Here is a 20439-nt window from a genome sequence, read left to right on the forward strand (position 1 = left end):
CGCCGGGACGTCAGGGATCGCTGTACAGCCGGACGGGGCCCATCAGCCCGGTGACGCGCTGTCCCGGGAAGACGAAATGGGTCGGCCCGACCGAATCCAGATACGGCGCGAGCGTCCCGAACACGGTGACCTCGATCCTCTGGGCCCCGGGCCCCACCAGCCCCGTCACATCGAACACATACGGGGAACACACACGCACACCGGCGGGGACGCCGCCGATCCGCACCTCCGCCGTACCGCGCACCCGCCCGAGGTCGAGCCGCACCCGTCCGGCGGCGGCCCCGGCCGGCCAGGTCACGACCCGGCTGTAGCGCACCCCGCCGCTGTACTCCGCGAGGCCGCGTGTCTCCCAGTCTCCGAGCCCGATCAGGCCGGGGCCCACCTCGCAGCGCAGCGGACCGGCCAGGGCGGCCCCGCCCTGGCGGTCCGGCCGGGTCTCCACCCGCAGGGCGGCGGTCCGTGTTCCGGACGGTGCCCCGGCCGACAGTTCGACGGTCAGGGTACGGACGTCACCGGCGCCGGTGACGGTCTTCGCGGCGCGCTCTCGGCCGTCCACGAAGACGGTCGTGTCTCCCTGCACGTCCACCGTCAACCGGAGCGCCCCCGGGGGCAGTCGGCACCAGAACCACTCCACGGCCGGCCGCGCTCCCGGGACCGCGAACCGGACCGGCGCCACCGTGCCGTCGTCGGCGTCCGGATCCAGCCAGGCGGCGCCGGGCAGCGGATGCGGCCTGCGGCGCAGATGCAGGGCGGCCGGATCCCCCACCGGCTCGCGGCGCACCACGACCGGCACCCGCCGGCCGGCCCGCTCGGCCCACCAGGAGGCGTCACTGTGCAGGGTCACGGCTGCACCGGTGGAGAACACCGCGTCCACCAGGACGGCGGGATCGCCGCCGCCGGCGCTCTCCACGGTGATCTCGTTGTCTCCCGGGCGCAGGGCGGCGGCGACTTCGTGCCGCCGTACGCGCGGCACGGCGTGTTCGGCGTAGGGATCGAACCCGCCCTGGGCGCCCGCCACCCGGCCGTTGACCCGCAGGACGCACGACCCGGTGGCGGCGACCTGGATCACGGCGCGGGCCGGGACCTCGGTCAGTGTCAGGGTGGTGCCCACGACCGCCCGGTGGCCGTCCCCGGGTGGGCCCGCCGCGAGGATCCACTCCGGCCGCCGATAGCGTCCGGGGTCGCGGACCAGCGCCATGTGCGCCCGCAGATCGATGTCCTGATCGGGTGTCAGGTCCAGTTCGAGGAGGTACCGGCCCGCGCTCCGGCGCACCGGCCCCATGGCGAGGTGTCCCCGGTCGTCCAGCGCGACGGGTACGCCACCGAGCCGGGCCGTCTTGGCCGCCGCAGCCCCGACCGCGAGGTATCCGTCGAACGCCTCGTCGAGCAGCAGTTCCACGCGTACACGCGCGAGCGTCCCGGCGCTCGTCGGGCCGATCCTGACGAACTCCTCCGGCACATGCCCCTTGGGCCCCAGAACGGCCCGGTGGACCGGGTCCTTGTGGATGCCCCTGCTGTCGGACCATTCGAGCACCGACCGGATGCCGCCGTCCGGGCCGAGCAGCACCGCGCGCGGCCCGAATGTCGCATGGACCCACGGCCGGGCCGGATCGTCGTCCGCGAGGTCCGCCACGGCACGTCCCCCGCGCGGGCCGTCCTCGCCCGCGGCTTCCGTCCGGTGCCGGAAGCGGCGGCATTCGGTGACGGCGGGGCCGCCGGGCGGTCCGGTGGCGGGCCGCGCGAAGTCGCCCCAGGTGTTGTCGAGCGTCGGGACAAGGGTCATGTCCCAGTCCGCGCCGGAGGGGATCTCGACCAGGACGGCGGGCCCCGCCCCGCCTCCGCGCGGCTGCGTGGGAGGTGCCTCCGGATGGTCACCGGTCCCGGCGTCCCCGGCGGTGCGCGCCGGGAAGACCAGCACGGCGGCGGGTCCGGTGTCAAAGCTGACATCGGCCTCCACGGCCCGGGGATCGTCCCCGGCCGGCCGGACGGGCACCGTGCGGGGCGCACCGCCGAAGGGATCGAGCAGCACCGCCGGGCCACCGGCGTCACGGACCCGTACGCGGGCGCCGCGCGCGTACCGCTCCGGGTCGAAGTCGTAGCGTGCGTCGAGCCAGCCCAGCGCGGCCCCCCGCTCGTCGGGCGCCGCCACGGCCGCGCGGGTCGCGCGCGGGGAGGCCGCGGTCAGAAACACCACCGTGGCATCGTCCACGCGCCGCGCCAGCGCGGGTACGGACGCCCGCACGGCGGGCGGCGGCGCTCCGGCGAGGGCCTCGGCCAGACCGTCCGACGACGGGACGAGCACCGCCCGGCCGTCGGCGAAACACGCGCGCACCGCCTCCAGGGCGGCGGGCCCTCCGGGGCCGACGACATGTCCGGGCGGCGCCCCGAGCGCGATCACCGTTCCGCCCGCCGAGGCGAACTCGACCAGCCGCCGCGCGGTGTCCTGTTCCAGGACCGTGCAGGCGGGCAGCACGATCGCCGCGTACGCCTCGTCCGCGACACACAGCCGTGCGCCGTCACCGGTGTCCCGTACCCGGGCGCGGGCGACAGACGCGTCGTCGATCACATCGGCGTCGAGACCGAGCCGGTCGACCACGCCCGGCCGGGTCCTGAACCAGGTCATGTCTCCGACGAGTTCGAGATAGACCTCCTGGGCCCTCACCGCCGCCGGGGAGACACCGTCGAGCGCCGCCCCGGCCTGCGCCGTACTGGTGGGCAGCAGGATCGCGAGATCACACAGGTGGCGGCCGAGACTGAGGACGGCGCACAGCCGGCTCACGGCGTCGGCGAAGACCCGGTGGTGGACCCAGTAGGGCTGGCGCCAGTCCGTGGCGGGCGGCGCCCACTCCCACCAGCCGCCCTTGGTCGTGTAGTAGACGGCGTGCGGGTTGTAGAGGGTCGCGCCGGCGCGCAGCCACGGCAGGAGCCAGTCGAAGGTCTCCTCCAGCGTGCCGCCCCAGCCGGTGGAGTGGAATGCCTCGATCCAGGTGCGGGGGCGGCCGTAGAGATGAGCGAGCGAGGAGTGGATCCGGGCGTCGCCGTGATGGTCGGAGCCGGGCGCGGAGAACCAGCGGTGGGTGCGGGCGTAGTCGGCGTACAACTCCACACCGGCGACGGGATGTCCGGCGCGGGCGGGGTCCTGCTGGTCGCAGCCGACGAGCAGCCCGTGCCGGTCGTGCCACGCGGCGAGGGGCCGGAAGAACGCCTCCTCGGCGAGTTCGGCGCGGGTCCGCTGGTAGTCGTGGCGTACGCGGTGGGTCTCCGGGTGGGCGCTGTCGTCGTACAGGGCGTCCAGGCAGCGGGTCAGGTCGTAGCCGCGGAGCCGGAGGAAGGCGTCGGCGAAACCTTCCGACCAGGTGGGCAGGGCGGGCAGTTCGTCCTGGAAGGAGCCGACGACGACGGTCCCGAGCCGGTGGCCGAGGCGCCGTTCGAAGGCCCCGTGCACCCGGTCGAGCAGCGCCGCGCAGGCGTCGGTGCCGAGGTAGTCGAATCCGGCGGCCACATGGTGATGGAGCGTCAGGCGCCAGCGTCCGGGACCGGGCGCCCGCAGGACCGGACCGTCCATGGCGACGGGGATCGCGGGACCGGTGGTCCTGCCGTCCCCGTCGACCGGTTCGGCGTGGCCCGCGACGGACCGGCCGCGGGCGGGGCAGCGGAGCTGTCCCGTGCCGTCGGTCAGGGCCCGTACGCGTTCGAGCCGGCGCCCGGCGTGGGCGGGCTGTTTGTCGACGAGACGAGCCTGGAGGTCCGCACCGGAGAAGCCGAGCTGATCGTAGAACCAGAGGCTGACGCCGAGTTCACACGCGTCCTCGCACACGCCTTCCAGCAGGGCCCACCACTGGTCGGACATGAACGGCGGGTCGTCGGCGTCGGCTCCGAACAGCGGCCCCGAGGGCGCCAGATTGAGCAGGACGAGGTTGTACACGCCTCCTGCCGCGAAGCGTTCGAGCTGGTCCCGCAACCGCGTACGGTCGAGCCGTTCGCCGCTCCACCACCAGATGGCGGTGGGCGAGAAGGCGCGGGGCGGTCCGGCCAGGGCGGCCGCGATGCTCGGGGGCAGCGGGCCGGCGCCGACGGCGGCGGGGGCGGGTCGTGTCATGAGTCGGCTGTCTCCGTCGGTCGGGGCGGCGCCGCGCGTTCAGCCCTTGAGGCCGCCCGCGAAGCCCTTGATCACATAGCGCTGGAGAAGCAGGAAGACCAGCAGGACGGGCAGCGCGGCGAGGACGAGGCCGGCGAAGACAAGACCGTAGTCGGAGACGTACTGGCCCACGAACGAGAACACGCCCACGGGGACGGTCTCCTTGCCGGAGCCGCCCAGGTACAGCAGCGGTGTGAAGAAGTCGTTCCAGATGAAGACCGCGTTCAGGATGATCACTGTGCCGGTGATCGGCCGCAGCAGCGGGAAGACGATCCGGGTGAACGCCTGGCGGTGGTCGCAGCCGTCGATGAGCGCGGCCTGTGCGTAGTCGGGCGGCAGGGCGCGCATGAACCCGGTGTAGAGGAACACGGTGAACGGCAGTTGGATGCCCGTGTAGAACAGGACCATGCCCTGGTAGGTGCCGAGCCAGCCGAGGTCGTCGACCAGCTTGTACAGCGGGATCATCCCGAGCTGGAACGGCAGCACGATGCCCAGCAGGAACAGGACGTACAGCCCGTAGCCGAGGCCGCGGGCCCGGCGCGCGAGGTAGTAGGCGCCCGTCGAGCCGAGCACGACGAGCAGGAGCAGGCTGACGGCCGTGATGACCGTGCTGTTGACGAGGGCGGGGCCGAGGGACGCCGAGGACCAGGCGTCACGGAAGTTGCCCAGCGTGGGCGGGGACGGTGGCGCCAGGGGCGATTCGGCGATCTGCCGGGGGTCCTTCAGCGCGAGGGTGACCAGGGCGTAGACGGGAAACAGGAAGATCACCGCGACGGCGACCATGACGAGTTCGAGGCCGTAGCGTCCGTATCCGGCCCCCGGCCTTCGGCGGCCCTGCCGCGGTGCGCCTGTCGTCGGTGGCGCGGTGGCGGTGCTCACGCGGTTACCTCCCGGACGCGCAGATAGCGCAGTTGGACCAGTGAGACCGCGGCGACGAACAGCGCCAGGACCAGGGCGACGGCGGTGCTGTAGCCGAACTTGCCGTAGACGAAGGCTTCCTTGTAGAGCACGGTCGACAGCGTCTCGCTGGACGAGCCGGGTCCGCCGTTGGTGGCGGCGTATACCTGGTCGAAGAGTTTCAGGCCGCCGATGGTCGACAGCATCAGATTGATGGTCAGCGCGGGCGCCAGCAGCGGCCAGGTGACATAGCGGAAGCGCTGCCAGGTGCCGGCGCCGTCGATTCTGGCCGCCTCGTGGAGTTCGGCGGGGACGCCTTCCAGACCGGCGAGAAAGACGACCATCGAGTAGCCGACGTACTGCCACACGACCATGGCGGCCACGGACCACAGGGCGAGCGAGGGGTCGCCGAGCCAGTCCTGGCGCAGGCCGCCGAGTCCAAGGGCGCCGAGAACGCCGTTGAGGCCGGCGCCGTCGTCGGGGTTGTAGACGTACTTCCAGAGGAACGCGACCATGACGGGGCTGACCACGGCGGGCGCGAAGAAGACAACGCGCAGCAGGGAACGGGACGTCACATTCGCGTGGACGCCGAGTGCGAGCAGCAGGCCGATGCCGTTCTGGACGACGACCACCGCGAGGGTGAGCATCAGTGTGTTGCCCACGGACTCCAGGGCGCGGTCGTCGTCCAGCAGGGTACGGAAGTTGTCCAGGCCGACAAACGAGAAGTCACCGACGCCGGACCAGTCGGTGAAGCCGTAGACCACACCCGCGAGGCTCGGGTAGAGGACGACGACGGCGTACACGGCGAGCGCCGGGGCGACAAAGATCCAGGGCGGGACGGCCTGGTCACGGCGGTGCCGCCGCCGTCGGGGTCCGGCAGGGCTTCCCGCCCGGTCGCCGGTGCCCGGACTGTTCGCGCCGGGACTGGGCGCGCCGGGGGCGGCACCGCCGGTCCGGGCGAATGGACCGGGCGGGGAACTCATGGCGTCTTCCCATAGGCCTCGTCCATCTGCCCCAGTGCGCCGTCGACGTCGGTCTTGCCGGCGAGCAGATCCTGTACGGCCGCGAAGTGGGCGGGCTGCACCTCGGCGTTGGGCCAGCGCTGGTCCATGAAGGGGACGGCCCGGCCGCCGTCGATGATGGGCAGGAAGTCGGCCAGGACGGGATCGATCCGGGTGGACGCGTCGCGTGTGAAGGGGATCGCCGAGACGGCCGTCGCCCAGCGGTTGGTGTTCTCCTGCCGTCCGAGGAACTCCACGAACGCCTTGGCCCGCGCCGCGTTCCTGGAGCGCGCGGAGACGCCGAGGCCGACGACGATGCCCGCCGGAATCCATTGCCGCTCCGGGTCCTCACCGCCGGGGAAGGGAAACATCCCCAGGTCGTCGGGGCTCTGGGCGGCCTGGCGGTAGTTGGTGAGCACGGCGGAGACCTGGACGGCCATGGCCGCCTTCCCGGTGGCGACGAGCGAGGTCTGCTGCTCGAAGGTGGTGCCGTTGGGGTTGGCGTTGAAGAAGCCCCGGCGCTGCAGTTCCTGGTACTTCCCCATGGCGTCGGCCCAGCCGGAGCCGCGGAAGTGGGCGCGCCCCGCGGCCATCGCCTCGTCGAAACGCGGGTCCTTGGCGTAGACGGCGCCGGGGACCAGGGCGTAGGTGATCAGTTGGGTGACCCAGGGGGTCCCGGCGCCCAGCGCGATGGGCACGATGCCCCTGGCCTTGAGCCTGGCGCAGACGTCGAGCAGTTGGCCCCAGGTCCTGGGCGGGCGGACGCCGGCCTCGGCGAAGGTCTGCTTGTTGTAGACGGTGCCGATGACACTGCTGCCCGCCGAGTACAGATGTGTCTTGCCGTCGTGGCGGTAGGCGGCGTCGAAGTTCGCCGGGATCTTCCGGGTCCATGCCTGCCCGCCGAGATCGGCGAGGAGTCCGGCCCTGGCCAGCTCGACCATGGACATGGCGCTGCCGCTGCCGGGGAACAGCACGTGCAGGTCGGGGGCGTTCCCGCCGGCGAGCTGGGTGCGTACGACGGTCTGCACCTGGTCCGTCGGGGCGAAGGAGGTACTGAAGTCGTCGTCCGGGTGGCTCCGGCGGTACAGGGCCAGGAGTTCCTCGATCGGCTTCTGCTGGTCCGCGACGCCGACTACGCGCACCGTGCCCGAGCGGTCCGAGCCGGAGCACGCGGTGAGGAGCGGCGCGAGCCCGGCGGCGGCCGCGACCCCGCCGCCGGCACGGAGGAACCCCCGGCGGCCGACCGTGCCCGGGCCGGGCCGGCGTCCGGAAACCGTGTTCATGGTGTGTCCTCCTCGTAGGGGCCTGCGAACGAAGGCGCCGTCGCGCTCGGTGCGGGCCGGTGCGGGCCGGCCGGCGGCCGGGTCCGGGCCGCCCGGGGCGCCTCGGCCGGCGCGCTCGCCGGGCGGAAGGCGGCGGTGAAGTGGTAGACGCCCGACGACACGCGAAACACGACATGGCCGGAGGCGGTGGCGAGACGCGTGATGTGGTCGCTGTCCGCCGCGGCCGCACCCGATTCCCGGACCGAGCGGGGATCCGTGGTGGGCACGGCGACCTCGGCGGTGGCGCCCGGGGGCACGCGGACCCGCAGGGAGAGTGTGCCGCCCTGCCGCTGCCAGCCGGCCGAGACGGTGCCGCGCACCGATTCGTACCGGGCGCTCGCGTGGGTGAGGCCGCCGAGGCTGGGCCGTACCCTCACATGCCGGTATCCGGTGGAGTCCGCGCTCTGGTCGAGGCCCGCGACACCGCGGTAGAGCCATTCGCCGATCGAGCCGAGCGCGTAGTGGTTGAAGGAGTTCATCGACGACGCGCGGAACCCGCTCTCGGGCGTCCAGCCGTCCCAGCGTTCCCAGATGGTGGTGGCGCCGTGGCGCAGCGGAAAGAGCCATGAGGGCACCTCGGTGCGGCGCAGCAGGGCGTGCGCGAGGTCGGCCCTGCCGTACGCGTCCAGCACGGGCGCGGCGAGCGCGACACCGAGGAAGCCGGTCTGGAGGGCGGGACCGGCCGTCTCGATCAGTTCCGCGAGCCGGCGGGCGGCGGCCTCGGCGTGACTCTCGGGCAGCAGGCCGAACGCGAGTGCGACGAGATAACCGGTTTGGGTGTCGCCCGCGACGCGCAGAGTGAGCCGGTCGGTGATGGTGTTGTCGTTGACGGTGACAAACCGTTCGGCGAACGCGGCGCGGATGCCGGCGGCGAGTCGGTGGTGGGCGCGTGCGACGTCCCGGTGTCCCAGGACGTCGGCGGCCCTGGCGGTGAGGTGGGTGCTGTGGGCGAAATAGGCGGTGGCGATGACATCGCGCGGGGTCGGGGTGCCCGGGGCGAGCCAGTCGGAGAAGTGCGGGCCGACCCGACGGCGCCAGATCAGATCGGGGTTGTGGCGGTGGATCAGGCCGACCCAGTCGCGCATGGAGTCCAGCGCGCGGGCGAGGAAGCGCGGGTCGTCGTAGGTGCGGTAGAGGTGCCAGGGGATGATCACGCCCGCGTCGCCCCAGCCGGGGGCTCCCTCGTCCGCGACACCGGTGAGCCGGGGCGCGACATTGGTGAAACCGCCGTCCGGGGTGCGGGCGTCCCCGATGTCGCGCAGCCACTTGGTGAAGAACGCCGCCACATCGGCGTTGAGCGCGGCCGTGGGCAGGAACACCTGCGCGTCGGCGAGCCAGCCGAGCCGTTCGTCGCGCTGCGGGCAGTCCGTGGGGACGCTGACGAAGTTGGAGCGCTGTCCCCAGGTGACACACTCGTGGAGCCGCCGGATGTCGGGATCCGAGCAGTCGAACGTACCGGCCCACGGCGTGTCGCTGTGCAGCGCGACGGCGACGACGTCAGAGCCGGACAGCTCGCGGACGCCGCTGATCTCCGCGTAGCGGAAGCCGTGATAGGTGAAGCGCGGCTCGAACACCACGTGGTCGCGTCCGTCGCCGATCAGCACATCGGTCGCCGCCGCCGTACGCAGATTGGCCGTATACAGGCGGTTGGTCTCGTCCAGCGCTTCGGCGTGGCGGACGACCACGCGCGCGCCGGAGGCGAGTTTGCCGACACGGAGCCGCACCCGGCCGGCGATGTTCTGGCCGAAGTCGACGACATGGACGTCGTGGGCGACGCGGGTGACCGAGCGGGGCCGCACCTCGGCCATGGCCCGTACGGGTTCGTCGACGGACGCCACGAGCAGCCGGTGGCCGGCGTCCGTCACCCGGGCCGGTGCCCAGCCGGTGTCGTCGAAGCCGGGCAGGTCCCAGCCGTCGACCGCGTGCCGCAGGTCGTGGCACTCCCCCATGAGCAGGTCCGCGTGGCGGATCGCACCGGTGTGGGCGCGCCATGTGCCGTCGGTGACGATCGTGGTCGCGCGGCCGTCCGCGGTGGCGAGCCGGAGTTCGGCCAGGAACTGCGGGAACGACCCGTAGTGGGCTCCGGCCCTGCGCGGTTCGAAGCCCACGAATCCGCTCCACCAGCCGTCGGCGACGGTCGCCGCGAGGACGTTCTCGCCGTCGCGGATCAGCCCGGAGACGTCGTACGTCTGGTACTGGACGCGGTGGTTGTAGTCGGTCCAGCCGGGCGCGAGTTCCGCGTCGCCGACACGTGTGCCGTTGAGCCTGACCTCGTACAGACCGCGCGCGCTCACCCGGAGCCTGGCGTGGCCGCCGGCCGCGCCGGTGAAGGCGCGGCGCAGGAGCGGACAGGGGGCGAGTCCGTGGTGGTCGAGGGCGTGTTCGCCCTCGGTCGGCGCGTCCACCACGTCGATCGGGTGCGGATCGCGGGTGATCCACGAGGCGCGCCACGCGCCGGTGTCGTACAGGGCGGTCTCGAACCAGGACGTGGCTTCGGCGGGCGCCGCCGCGCCGGACGACCATACGGCGACCCGCCAGTGGTAGCGCGTACGGGACAGCAGCGCCGGGCCGGCGAAGACGACTCCGATCGCGGCGGGGTCCTCGACCCGGCCGGTGTCCCAGAGCGGACGGCCGCCGTGGTCCAGGTCCTCCGGCCGTTCCGCGACCCTGACCCGGTAGGCGGTGGGATCGTCACCGCGCGCGTCCGACGCCAGGCGCCAGGAGAGCAGCGGTGCGGGCTCGTCGATGCCCAGCGGGGTGGCGCGGTGGTCGCATCGCAGGGCGTAGGGCCGCAGGGCCCGGTCCCCCGGCGGGCCGGCCGGCCGTCCTCCGGCGGGGTGGGAAGCGGGCATGTCCGCTGCCGGGGAACCGGACACGAGCACGTCCTTCCTTCGCGCCGGGGAGGGCGCGTCACCGCGGGCCGCTCGTCGTCACTCGCCCGGCGTGAAGACGGCCGTTCCTGGATGTTAAATCCAACGCCAATTCTGTGGCGTGGAGACTATGAGCCCCTCGCGAGAGGTGTCAAGGGTGTTACGGGGGCGTGGATTCGCCGACGCGCGACGGGGTCTGCGAACCCGAACAGCCGCCTCACACAGGCGTTCCCACCCGGCTGAGGGCGCTCTTGTGACGCGTGATTCCCCGTGATATTCACACTGTGATTACCACACCGAGGAACGTTAAATCACGCGCGGATCCCGTCGTGTGCCTGGCAGTACTGGCGGTTCTGGCGGTTCCTCGCACGACGAACGGACCAGCTTTCATGCGCATGAGCAGTCGGATCGGCGGCGGAGGCAGAGGGGCCGGAGGGGTGGGCAGGCGCTCGCTGCTCGGCGCCTCCGGAGCCGTCGCGTTGGCACTCGCCGCGGGAGGACTGTCGGCGGGCAGGGCCGGCGCCGAGGAACTCCGCTTCCGCCAGGACCCCTTCACCCTGGGAGTCGCGTCCGGCGATCCGTGGCCCGACGGATTCGTGCTGTGGACCCGCCTCGCGCCGCATCCCCTCGCGCCGGACGGCGCCGGCGGTATGCCGCCGCACCCGGTCGGGGTCTTCTGGGAGGTCGCCGCCGACGAACGGTTCCGCTTCGTGGTACGCCGGGGCTGGACCAGGGCCATGCCGGAACTGGCCCACTCGGTCCATGTCGAGGTGTCGGGGCTGATGGCCGGCCGGCCGTACTACTACCGTTTTCGCGCGGGCGGTGTGGTCAGCCCGGTGGGCCGCACCCGCACCGCGCCTCCTCCGTACAGCCGTCCCACGGTCCTCAATTTCGCCTTCGCGTCGTGTCAGGCGTGGTTCGAGGGCTTCTACACGGCCCACCGGCACCTCTCCGAGGAGGACGTGGATCTCGTCCTGCATCTGGGCGACTACATCTACGAGAACGCGATCGACGCCATGGGCGGGGTACGCGGCGTCCCGGTGGACGCCGAGCTGCGCCCCGAACCGGTGACCCTCGCCCAGTACCGGAACCGGCACGCCCTGCACCGCTTCGACGCCGACCTCATCGCCGCCCACCAGGCCCACCCGTGGGCCGTCGTCTGGGACGACCACGAGGTCGAGGACAACTGGGCGGGCGACATCTCCAAGGTCGACGGCGAGCCGGATCAGGACCCCGCGGTCTTCCGCGAACGGGCCGCCGCGGCCTTTCAGGCCTATTACGAGCACCTTCCGCTGCGGCTGCCCAACAAACCGCGCGGCTTCGACACCCGTATGTACCGAGGTCTGCGGTACGGCCGGATGGCCACGTTCCATATTCTTGACACCCGCCGGTTCCGTGACGACCAGCCCTGCGGCGACGGCATCAAGAGCGACTGCGACGAACGGCTGACCCCCGGCCGCAGCATCCTCGGCGCGGAGCAGGAGAACTGGCTCTACAACAGCCTCGGGCGTTCGGGCGCGATCTGGAATCTCATCCCCCAGCAGATCCCGGTGACCCAGGTCGACACCGACACCGGACCGGGGCAGTCCTTCGTCATGGACTTCTGGGACGGCTACGCGCACGCGCGGCAGCGGCTGTTCGAGGAGATCGCCGCCCGGGGCGTGAACAATCCGGTCGTACTGACCGGCGACATGCACCGGCACCTCGCCGCCGACCTCAAGCGGGACTTCGACGACCCGGACTCGCCCACGATCGGGGTGGAGTTCGTCGGCACCTCCATCTCCACCAAGTCCGACGGCATGGACCTGGACCCCTCAGGGGCGGACCTGCTCGCCGCCAACCCGCACATCAAATTCACCAACTACCAGCGCGGCTACGTACGTTGCTCGCTCACTCGGGAGACCTGCCGCGCCGACTTCCGGGTGCTCCCCTATGTCACCAGACCCGGCGCCCCCGTCAGCACCCGTACCTCTTACGTGACCGAGGCGGGCCGGCCCGGTCTGCGGCCCGCCTGACGGCCTTACCGGGGGCGCCCGTTCACCCGGAGCGGTGCCGGGCGGTGACCGCCCGGCACCCGGTGGTCTACTCCCACTCCACCGTGAGGGTCGCGCCGGAGCCGGACCTCAGGAACGCGTACGCCGTGCCGGCCGGTTCGGACGCGAGGCGCAGCCGTACCTGCGTGGTGCCGGTGCGGTTCACCGCGGTGAAGTCGCCCGACGCCTTCGACCCCGACGTGAAACCGCCGATCTCGGCCGCCGCGGCCACCGAGGCCGGGGCCGCCCAGTCGTCGGCGCCGGTCGCGCAGGCCGCGCCGAAGCAGCCCGTCCTGATGTCCAGGAGGATCCTGTTCCCCGCCGCCCAGAGGTCACCGCTGCCGCTGGCGCGCGTCACCGTCACATAGGCCCTCTTCACGGTCGCGCCGTCCGGGACGGAGGAGGTGTCGAACGAGAACAGGGTCCGGTTGTGCAGCCCGTCGGTGCCCCGGCCGACCGCCACACCGAGACTGCTTTCGAGGGTGCCGACGGCCGGGCCCGCTCCGGTCGCGGACGCCTTCACATAGCCGTCTTCGGCGGCGACGCTCGAAAACACTGTGGTCTGGGTCCCGTTGCCGGGATCCGGGTCGCCGGGATCGCCCGGGTCGCCGGGCGTGCCGCCTCCGCCGTTCAGGCCCCAGAACTGTCCGATCCGGTACGAGGCGCAGAGGTTGACGTCGAGGATGTACGCGCCCGCCGTGCCGCACTGCTCCGCTCCCGTGCCCGGGTCGACCGGCTGGCCGTGTCCCATGCCGGTGATCGAGTACGTCTCCACCACGGCGCGCCCGGCGGTGTCGCGGTAGACCGCGTGCGGATAGCCGGCGACCGTGTCGGTGGCGTCGGCCGCCGTGTCCGTGCCGTGCACCGCGGTCCACTGCTCCACGGTCTCGGTCATATTGGCGGGAGCGACGGTCGTGTCACTGCTGCCCTGCCAGACGGAGACCGCCGGCCAGGGCCCGCCGTAACCGGGGTACGCGGCGCGGACCTTGGCGGCCCAGGCGGCCGGCGTCATGTTCGTCCCCGGGTTCATGCAGCCGAAGGCGGCGACCACGCCGGTCGCGCAGCCGTAGGGCAGTCCGGCCACCGGCGCTCCGGCGCTGAAGACGTCCGGATAGGCGGCGAGCATGACATTGGTCATCGCCGCGCCGGCGGAGAGTCCGGTCGCGTAGACCCGGGCGGGGTCACTGCCCAGGTCGGCCTTCATCCGGTCCGTCATCTGCTTGACCGACAGCGCCTCGCCCGAGCCCCGTCCGATGTCCGCCGATTCGAACCAGTTGAAACAGGAGTTGAGATTGTTGCCGGACTGCTGCTGGGGCAGCAGGAGGGCGAAGCCCCACCGGTCGGCCCAGGTGGTCCAGCCGGTCTCCGAGTCGTACGCGGCGGCCGACTGGGTGCAGCCGTGCAGGGCCACGACGAGAGGGCGTCCGGCGGGCAGCCCGTCCGGCACATAGCGGAACATCCGCAGATTGCCGGGGTTGGTGCCGAAACCGGTGACCTCGGTGAGCGTCGCGGCCTGCGCCGGGGGCACAAAACCGGGCCCGCCCGCACCGATCAGGGCGATCAGCAGCGCGAGCAACAGTCCCGCGGTGGAGAGTCTTCTCGGCGTACGGGTTCTCTGCATGGCGGCTCCTTCTCAGGGCGTGTCCCCCCTCGTGCGGGATAGGGACACTAGAGCCGCTCACGGGCGCCGGAGGACGGGCCGGACCCCTATCAATCGCGCGCAGCGATGGGGCCCGGCCATATGGACGTCCACCGGGCCCCGGGGCGCGGTGGACGTCGGGTGAGCGTCAGGGCCCTACGGGCTGCTCGGCCCAGATGGTCTTGCCGTGCGGCGTCTGACGGCTGCCCCAGCGCTGGCTGAGCTGGGCGACGAGGAAGAGTCCCCGTCCGCCCTCGTCGAAGGCACGGGCCCGGCGCAGATGCGGGGAGGTGCTGGTGGCGTCGGACACCTCGGAGATCAGGACCCGGTCCCGGATGAGGCGTAGCTGGATGGGGGCGTCGGCGTACCGGATGGCGTTGGTGACCAGTTCGCTGACCACCAGTTCGGTGGTGAACCCGATGTCTTCGAGCCCCCAGGCGATCAGTTGGCTGGACACCTGCTCCCGGGCGCGGGCCACGACGGCGGGGTCGGGCGGCAGGTCCCAGCAGGCCACCTGGTCGGCGTGGAGGATGCGGGTGCGGGCGATCAGCAGGGCGATGTCGTCGTTGCGGCGGTGGGGGCGCATGGCCTTCAGCACGCTGTCGCTGAGGTCGTCCAGCGACATGACGGGGTGGGCCAGCGAACGGCGCAGGTCCGCGAGCCCGTCGCCGGTCCCCGGTCCCCGGGGCTCGACCAGCCCGTCCGTGTACAAGGCGACGAGGCTGCCTTCCGGCAGCTCGATCTCCACCGACTCGAAGGGCAGTCCGCCCACGCCCAGCGGGGGCCCCTGCGGCAGATCGAGGAACTCGACCTCACCGTCCGGCCTGACGAGGGCGGGGGCCGGATGCCCGGCGCGGGCGACGGTACAGGACCGGGAGACGGGGTCGTAGACCGCGTACAGACAGGTGGCGCCCAGCTCGCTGCCGCCTCCGGCGTCGTTCTCCACGGAGTCCGAGAGCCGGAGGACAAGATCGTCGAGGTGGGTGAGCAGTTCGTCGGGCGGCAGATCGATGTCGGCGAGCGTACGGACGGCGGTGCGCAGGCGTCCCATGGTCGCGCTGGCCTGGACGCCGTGGCCGACCACATCGCCGACGACCAGGGCGACGCGGGCTCCGGAGAGGGGGATCACATCGAACCAGTCGCCGCCGACACCGGCCCGGGAGGCGCCGGGCAGATAGCGGGAGGCCACCTCCACCGCCGCCTGCTCGGGCAGATGCTTGGGCAGGAGGCTGCGCTGGAGGGTCAGCGCGATGGCGCGCTCGCGGGTGTAGCGGCGGGCGTTGTCGATGCACATGGCGGCGCGGGCGCAGAGCTCCTCCGCGAGGCGCACATCGTCCTCGCCGAACGCCGCCGGGCGCCGGTGGCGGACGAAGACGGCCACCCCCAGGGTCGTGCCGCGGGCACACAGCGGCACGGTGATCACGGAATGGACCCCGTAACCCCGATCCTGTTCGATGTGGCTGGGGTCGTGCACCAGCCAGTGCGCGATTCCGGGGTCGTCCGCCACCTGGGAGAGCACAGGACGGCCGGTGATCAGGCTGCGGGCGGGCGCGGAGTGCTCCGGATACGTCTCGATCCCGCCGAGCGCGAGCACCGCGTCGGGGGCTTCGTCGAGGACGGACACATGGGCGGCCCGGCGCATCACGACGGGGCTTGTGATGGGCCCGGGAGGCGGTTCCCGGCCGGAGAGCACCCAGTCGAGCAGGTCGACAGAGGCGAAGTCGCTCAGCTTAGGCACGGCCACCGCGGCAAGTTCGTGAGCGGTGCGCGTCATGTCCAGTTTGCTGCTCAGCCGGCTGCTCGCGTCATTGAGCAGGGCGAGCCGAGCCCTGGCGACCGTCAGCCGCCTGACGCGCTCCTCCCGGTCCAGCCGTACCCGGCAGACGACCAGGCTCACAACGGCCGCCAGGGCCACCGCGGTGAGCACCACGACACGGCCGCCCACGGACGTCTCGTAGTCCGCGAACCCGTAGGTGCCGACGACCGCCGCCAGGGTGATGACTCCCACGGTCAGCGTGCGCCAGAAGGGCAGCAGCGCGCCGGCCACCAGCGGAGCGAGCACGGAGTAGCCGGCCCACCGGACATGTCCCTGTCCTTCGAAAAACTGCACGACGGAGATCACGCCGATGGATATCAGGAGCAGAACGAAGATGCCCCATTCCCCGTACCGATTGCGCACCACCTGAGGCACCTCCCGGGCTCGGGCACAACCTCAGGCTCGCACACAGAGGGCAACCAAACCATCCCAGGAAGCATCAAATCGTTCGACAATCAAACAAGTCCGGCTCACCCGGGCCGTCACGCCCGTCACGGCGCGGGGGACGGGGCCTCTCCGATGCTCTGTCCCGGCAGGGTGAAACCGAGCTCGCGGGCGGCCACGGCGGGGGTGGGATGCGACCAGCGCCCGATCACGGCGTCCGTGGTGGAGAAGGACCGGGTCTCGGCGCGGTCGAGATAGAGCGTTCCGCCGAGATGGTCCGTCTCGTGCTGGACGATGCGCGCCGGCCAGCCGGAGAACAGTTCGTCGATCTCCCGCCCTGCCTCGTCCTGTCCGCGCAGTCTGATGGCGTGCGGGCGGGCGACGACCGCCTGCCAGCCCGGAATGCTGAGGCAGCCCTCGAAGAAGGCCGCCCGCTCGTCGCCCACGGGCTCGTAGGAAGGATTGACCAGCACCCGGAACGGCTGGGGAACGCGGCCCCTCGCCTCGCTCACCTCCGGTGGCAGCTCCGCCGGATCCTCGATGACGGCGAGGCACAGCGGAATTCCCACCTGGGGCGCCGCGAGCCCGACACCGGGGGCGGCGTGCATGGTCTCGCGCATCGCTCGCACGAGCCGGTCCAGCCGGTCGTCGCCGAGCTGACCCTCGTACGGTGCCGCCGGGCGGCGCAGTACCGGGTCGCCGGCGGAGACGATGGGCAGCGGACGGGGGCCGTCGAGAAGTTCGTCGACGCGTTCGGTCAGTGTGGTGGCCTGCATGGATCCACCCTCCCAGAAGCGGCCCCCCGGTGAGGGCCAGGGGTCCGGGCGGATCCCGTCGGCGACGCGGCCCGCCGGACGATCCGGCGGGCCGCGTACGGATACGGCCGGCGTCTCCCGGGGAGAAACGGGTCAGTCCACGGGGAGGGGTCCGGCCGGGCCGCCGGTCATGGCTGCTGGGTGAGCTGGAACGACTGGGCCGCCGAGCCGTCGCAGGCACGCTGGACGAGCTGACTGCCGGAAGTCCCGCCGTTCGGCGCGCTGAGGCATTTTCCGGTGTGCCGGGCCGTGAAGTGGTAGCGGCCGTTGGCCTCCGCGACGGCCCGCCACTGCTGGTTGGATCCGCCGGAGTAGTTCCAGAGCTGGAGCGGGGCGTTGTCGGCCGTGGACACATTGGTCACGTCGATGACCTGCTGGCTGTTGCCGCGAATGCCGATGCGGGAGAAGCCGCCGTCCGTGGCGCGGAACTGGAACTGCTGGGCCGTGGTGCCGTTGCAGGTGTACTGCTGGATCGCCGTCCCGTTGGCGGTGGCCGCCGCGCGGGCGTCGACGCACAGGCTGTTGCCGCCGTTGGCGAGGGAGTACCACGCGGTCTCGGAGATGGGGCCGCTCGGTGTCTCGCCGCCCCCTTCGCCCGCGCCCAGCCACTTGAGGCTGTCGATGACGAAGCGGTTCTGGGTCTCGCTGCCGAACGTGGACGACAGGGTCTGGCCCGTGCTGTAGTTCATGGCGTTGTGCCCGAAGTTGGCATAGACCATTTTGTAGGCGGTGTTGGTCCACATGATCGGGTAGTCGCCGCTGTACCAGGACTGGTTGGGATCGGTGCCCAGCGGGAAGCTCACGGGGTCGACCGAGGCCAGGGTCTTGATGTCACCCCTGTTCCTGAGGTTGTTGCTCCAGCTGTACCACTCGCTGACCGAGGAGGTGAAGGTGGCGGGCAGGCCCGTGGTCGAGGGATGGGTCCTGTCCTCGACCCGCAGGGTCGCGGTGGTGGGGCCCCAGGTGTTCGACCGGAAGTTGCCGCTGCCGAGGAATTCGTTGTAGTACCAGGGCCAGCTCTGGGCCTCGGTGGTGAACGCCGCGACATGGAAGCCCATCCAGCCCCCGCCGGCGCGCATATAGCGCTCGAACCCGGAGCGCTGGGCGGCCGACTTGGGCGCGTCGTCCAGGAACAGCACCACCTGGTACTGCTGCGGGGTGATGTTGTTGAGCTGGTCCCAGTTGGTGGTCGCCGTGTACGTGAAGTTGTTGCTCGCACCGGTCCTGGGGAACCACTCATTGGCCTCGCGCACAAAGCTGATGTGGGCGTCGTCCCAGGTGCCGTTGTAGAAGGCCAGCACCTTGAACGGCGCCGCGCTCGGCTGCCGCACCGCCGAGTGGGCCGGTGCGACGGTCAGGCCGAGCAGTACGGCCAGCAGCGCGAGCAGCCGTAGGCCGGCTTGCCCCGCACGAACTCTGTTCCTGGTCATCCGAGGACGGTCCTTTCCGCTGCCTGCTGAGGTGAGTACGCGTCGAACTGTCATGTATATGACAGAACTGCACGCCACAATCGCCCGGGAACACGCCATCCGGGCACGCGAAACAGGGCTCACTTCGTGATTTAAGAAGTGAACCCTTCCCCTGTCAAGGCTTTGGTATGGACCAATGTCCCAGAGGCCCACCGCCCGAACCGGCCCCGTCGCGGGGCGAGTTGCGGAGAGGACCTCCGGTACACCGGACACGCGGACGGGCCGGCTCGCCCTGGGGCGGGCCGGCCCCGCGGTTCAGGTCTCCCTTCGCCCGCTCTTCGCCGCCGCCCCCGCGCACACCACGCCGAGCAGGATCGTCAGACCGCCGATCACCGCGTTGTTCGCGATGATCCCGGCGTCGGGGCCGCTGCCGACGATCCAGGGAGCCACGATCAGCCACACACCCATGGCGCACATGGCCCAGCTCAGGCCGTACATCCTGGCCGGCCTGGCGGTGAAGCCGAGCGCCAGCACGCCTATCGCGATACCCAGGATGAGGTTGTGCACCGCCAGCGCGGGCTGAGCGCCGGAGAAATGGATGATCCACGGCGACACAGCGCAGTAGAGGCCGACAAGAAACACCGGTCCGTCCACTAGCGCAACGTCATGTCCGCCGAGCATGCGGGCGTATCGGGCCCTCATCTCGGGGGCATCGGGATGACCAGCGAGGTCTGCCCTCGTATGAGAGACGTCGGCCATACGACTCGCCTCCTTCGTTTGCCACAAGTCGGGCCGTGCTGCGCGGCATCGAGCCGCGACATATCCATTTTGCGCCCATTTCACGCTTTTGTGTAATGGAACCCCGGCGTTCGGCCCATGCGCCCCGGGCCCACGGCCGCTCATCCCGGCCTTCCACGGGCGTGCGGGCCGCCCTTCCCGGCAGGATGCGCGGCCGGGATCCTCCCGATTCGCGCATCCTGCCGGACCACCGGACCGACCGGACGGCGGGGCACCGCGGCCGGCGCTACAGCTCGACGGGCAGATCGACCGGCGCGAGGGACCGCGCCTCAAGAGCCGCCGTCACCTTCTCGCAGAGCTCCGCGAACATGGCCCGCTCACCGGCGGACAAGGCGTCCGTGGCGACCCTGGCGTTCTCGCGGCGGCTGTGCGCCACCCGGGTGAGAAAGGCGAGCCCCGTGGTGGTGAGCGAGGTGATCAGCTCACGCCGGTCCTCGCCGGTCGTCTCCTGGCCGACCAGCCCGAGGTCCTTGAGCACTCTGAGCGCCTTGGAGGTGGTCTGCCGGGACACACCCAGGGCCGTACTCATGAAGGACGGCGTCATCGGACCGCGAATGCGGAGGAGCTCCAGCAGGTCGTACTGCTGCCAGGTCACCCCCTCGGGGTTCGACCGGGTCCGCTGCGCGACCAGGATGCACTGGAGGTGTGAGAGGGCGTTCTCCAGCTCACCGGGCTCGCCCGGCGGCATGTCGAGTGAGCCGTTCGATCTCGTCATGAGGGACTCTCAATACTCGGGATACTCGGGATGACAAGGACACTCCGGGGACGCGAGCGACGGTGGCGTGTCGCACGGGGCGCCAGGTAGTTGCCGGACAGTAACGAGCCCGCCGGGCGGGCCAGTTGCCCGGGCCGCGGCGGGCACGCCGGGCACCCATCACATTGAGACACCCGCCGCGAGCGTCGAGCGATTTCCACGCGGAAACCATATGTCACATCACGCTCGATCGACAATCGTTTTCCCCGACGAAACCGGTCGCGTGACGAGCACGACGGATCCCGGCCGCCCCCTCCCCCGCCCCGGACCGACCGCGTCTTCCAGCCATCATCCCCGGCGCCCGGCGCCGATCGAGCCCCGAATCCGGTGGCACAGCGGCCTCCCGGCCGGACCGCCGCGCCCCTCCGTCCTCCACCCGGACCCCGCCGCCCACCCCCGGGGACCGCCCGGCGCCGATGGAGCACCCATGACCGCATATGATTTCCCATCGGAAATCGATTGCCCGACGAGTGTGATCAATTGAGCTACGCGATTTCCTCTCGAAAACCATCCCGTCCACCCATCGGGCACACATTCGGACCGCCACCCCCGCACTTCCGGCC

At 71.6% G+C, this 20439-nt stretch carries 12 protein-coding genes; 1 reads left to right on the top strand and 11 read right to left on the bottom strand.

Features of this window, described 5'->3' with window-relative positions; genetic code table 11:
- Positions 1–10: 10 nt before the first annotated feature.
- From ABZ707_RS17895 to ABZ707_RS17915, 5 genes are read right to left on the bottom strand one after another with little or no spacing between them, the layout of a single operon-like run.
- The gene (locus tag ABZ707_RS17895; RefSeq protein ID WP_360175136.1) at positions 11–4099 is read right to left on the bottom strand and encodes a hypothetical protein; all 4089 of its coding nucleotides are present in this window, start codon (positions 4097–4099) and stop codon (positions 11–13) included.
- Between the two features lie 39 nt (positions 4100–4138).
- Positions 4139–5017, bottom strand: coding sequence for a carbohydrate ABC transporter permease (locus ABZ707_RS17900; RefSeq protein ID WP_360175139.1), 879 nt, complete (start codon positions 5015–5017; stop codon positions 4139–4141).
- A complete protein-coding gene (locus ABZ707_RS17905; protein WP_360175142.1) occupies positions 5014–6018 on the bottom strand; it encodes a sugar ABC transporter permease in 1005 nt (334 codons plus the stop codon). Before ABZ707_RS17905 ends, ABZ707_RS17900 begins: the two co-directional genes overlap by 4 nt.
- On the bottom strand, positions 6015–7319 hold the full coding sequence (locus ABZ707_RS17910; protein WP_360175145.1) for an extracellular solute-binding protein: 1305 nt from the start codon (positions 7317–7319) through the stop codon (positions 6015–6017). The genes ABZ707_RS17905 and ABZ707_RS17910 overlap by 4 nt, the downstream gene beginning before the upstream one ends.
- Positions 7316–10234 carry a family 78 glycoside hydrolase catalytic domain gene (locus ABZ707_RS17915; protein WP_360175148.1) on the bottom strand — a complete coding sequence of 973 codons (2919 nt, stop codon included), beginning with the start codon at positions 10232–10234 and terminating at the stop codon, positions 7316–7318. Before ABZ707_RS17915 ends, ABZ707_RS17910 begins: the two co-directional genes overlap by 4 nt.
- 383 nt (positions 10235–10617) lie before the next feature.
- Here ABZ707_RS17915 and ABZ707_RS17920 point away from each other — a divergent pair, with 383 nt between their 5' ends.
- Positions 10618–12243 (top strand): alkaline phosphatase D family protein, encoded by a 1626-nt coding sequence (locus tag ABZ707_RS17920; protein ID WP_360175151.1) that lies wholly within the window; start codon positions 10618–10620, stop codon positions 12241–12243.
- 67 nt (positions 12244–12310) lie between these two features.
- Here the strand turns inward: ABZ707_RS17920 and ABZ707_RS17925 are convergent, their stop codons facing one another.
- From ABZ707_RS17925 to ABZ707_RS17950, 6 genes are all read right to left on the bottom strand, one after another.
- On the bottom strand, positions 12311–13882 hold the full coding sequence (locus ABZ707_RS17925) for a PHB depolymerase family esterase (RefSeq protein WP_360175154.1): 1572 nt from the start codon (positions 13880–13882) through the stop codon (positions 12311–12313).
- A 166-nt stretch (positions 13883–14048) separates the two neighbouring features.
- Positions 14049–16082 carry a SpoIIE family protein phosphatase gene (locus ABZ707_RS17930; protein ID WP_360175157.1) on the bottom strand — a complete coding sequence of 678 codons (2034 nt, stop codon included), beginning with the start codon at positions 16080–16082 and terminating at the stop codon, positions 14049–14051.
- Positions 16083–16207: 125 nt separating this feature from the next.
- Complete coding sequence (locus ABZ707_RS17935; RefSeq protein WP_360175160.1) at positions 16208–16876, bottom strand: peptide deformylase; 669 nt, start codon at positions 16874–16876, stop codon at positions 16208–16210.
- Between the two features lie 167 nt (positions 16877–17043).
- Entirely contained in the window at positions 17044–18345 is a 1302-nt protein-coding gene (locus ABZ707_RS17940; protein WP_360175163.1) for a ThuA domain-containing protein, read from the bottom strand.
- 294 nt (positions 18346–18639) lie between these two features.
- Positions 18640–19083 (bottom strand): SPW repeat protein, encoded by a 444-nt coding sequence (locus tag ABZ707_RS17945; protein ID WP_360175166.1) that lies wholly within the window; start codon positions 19081–19083, stop codon positions 18640–18642.
- A gap of 265 nt (positions 19084–19348) precedes the next feature.
- Positions 19349–19837 carry a MarR family transcriptional regulator gene (locus ABZ707_RS17950; protein ID WP_360175169.1) on the bottom strand — a complete coding sequence of 163 codons (489 nt, stop codon included), beginning with the start codon at positions 19835–19837 and terminating at the stop codon, positions 19349–19351.
- Positions 19838–20439 lie beyond the last annotated feature (602 nt).

Source organism: Streptomyces sp. NPDC006923, assembly GCF_040635655.1.
Taxonomy (GTDB): Bacteria; Actinomycetota; Actinomycetes; order Streptomycetales; family Streptomycetaceae; genus Streptomyces.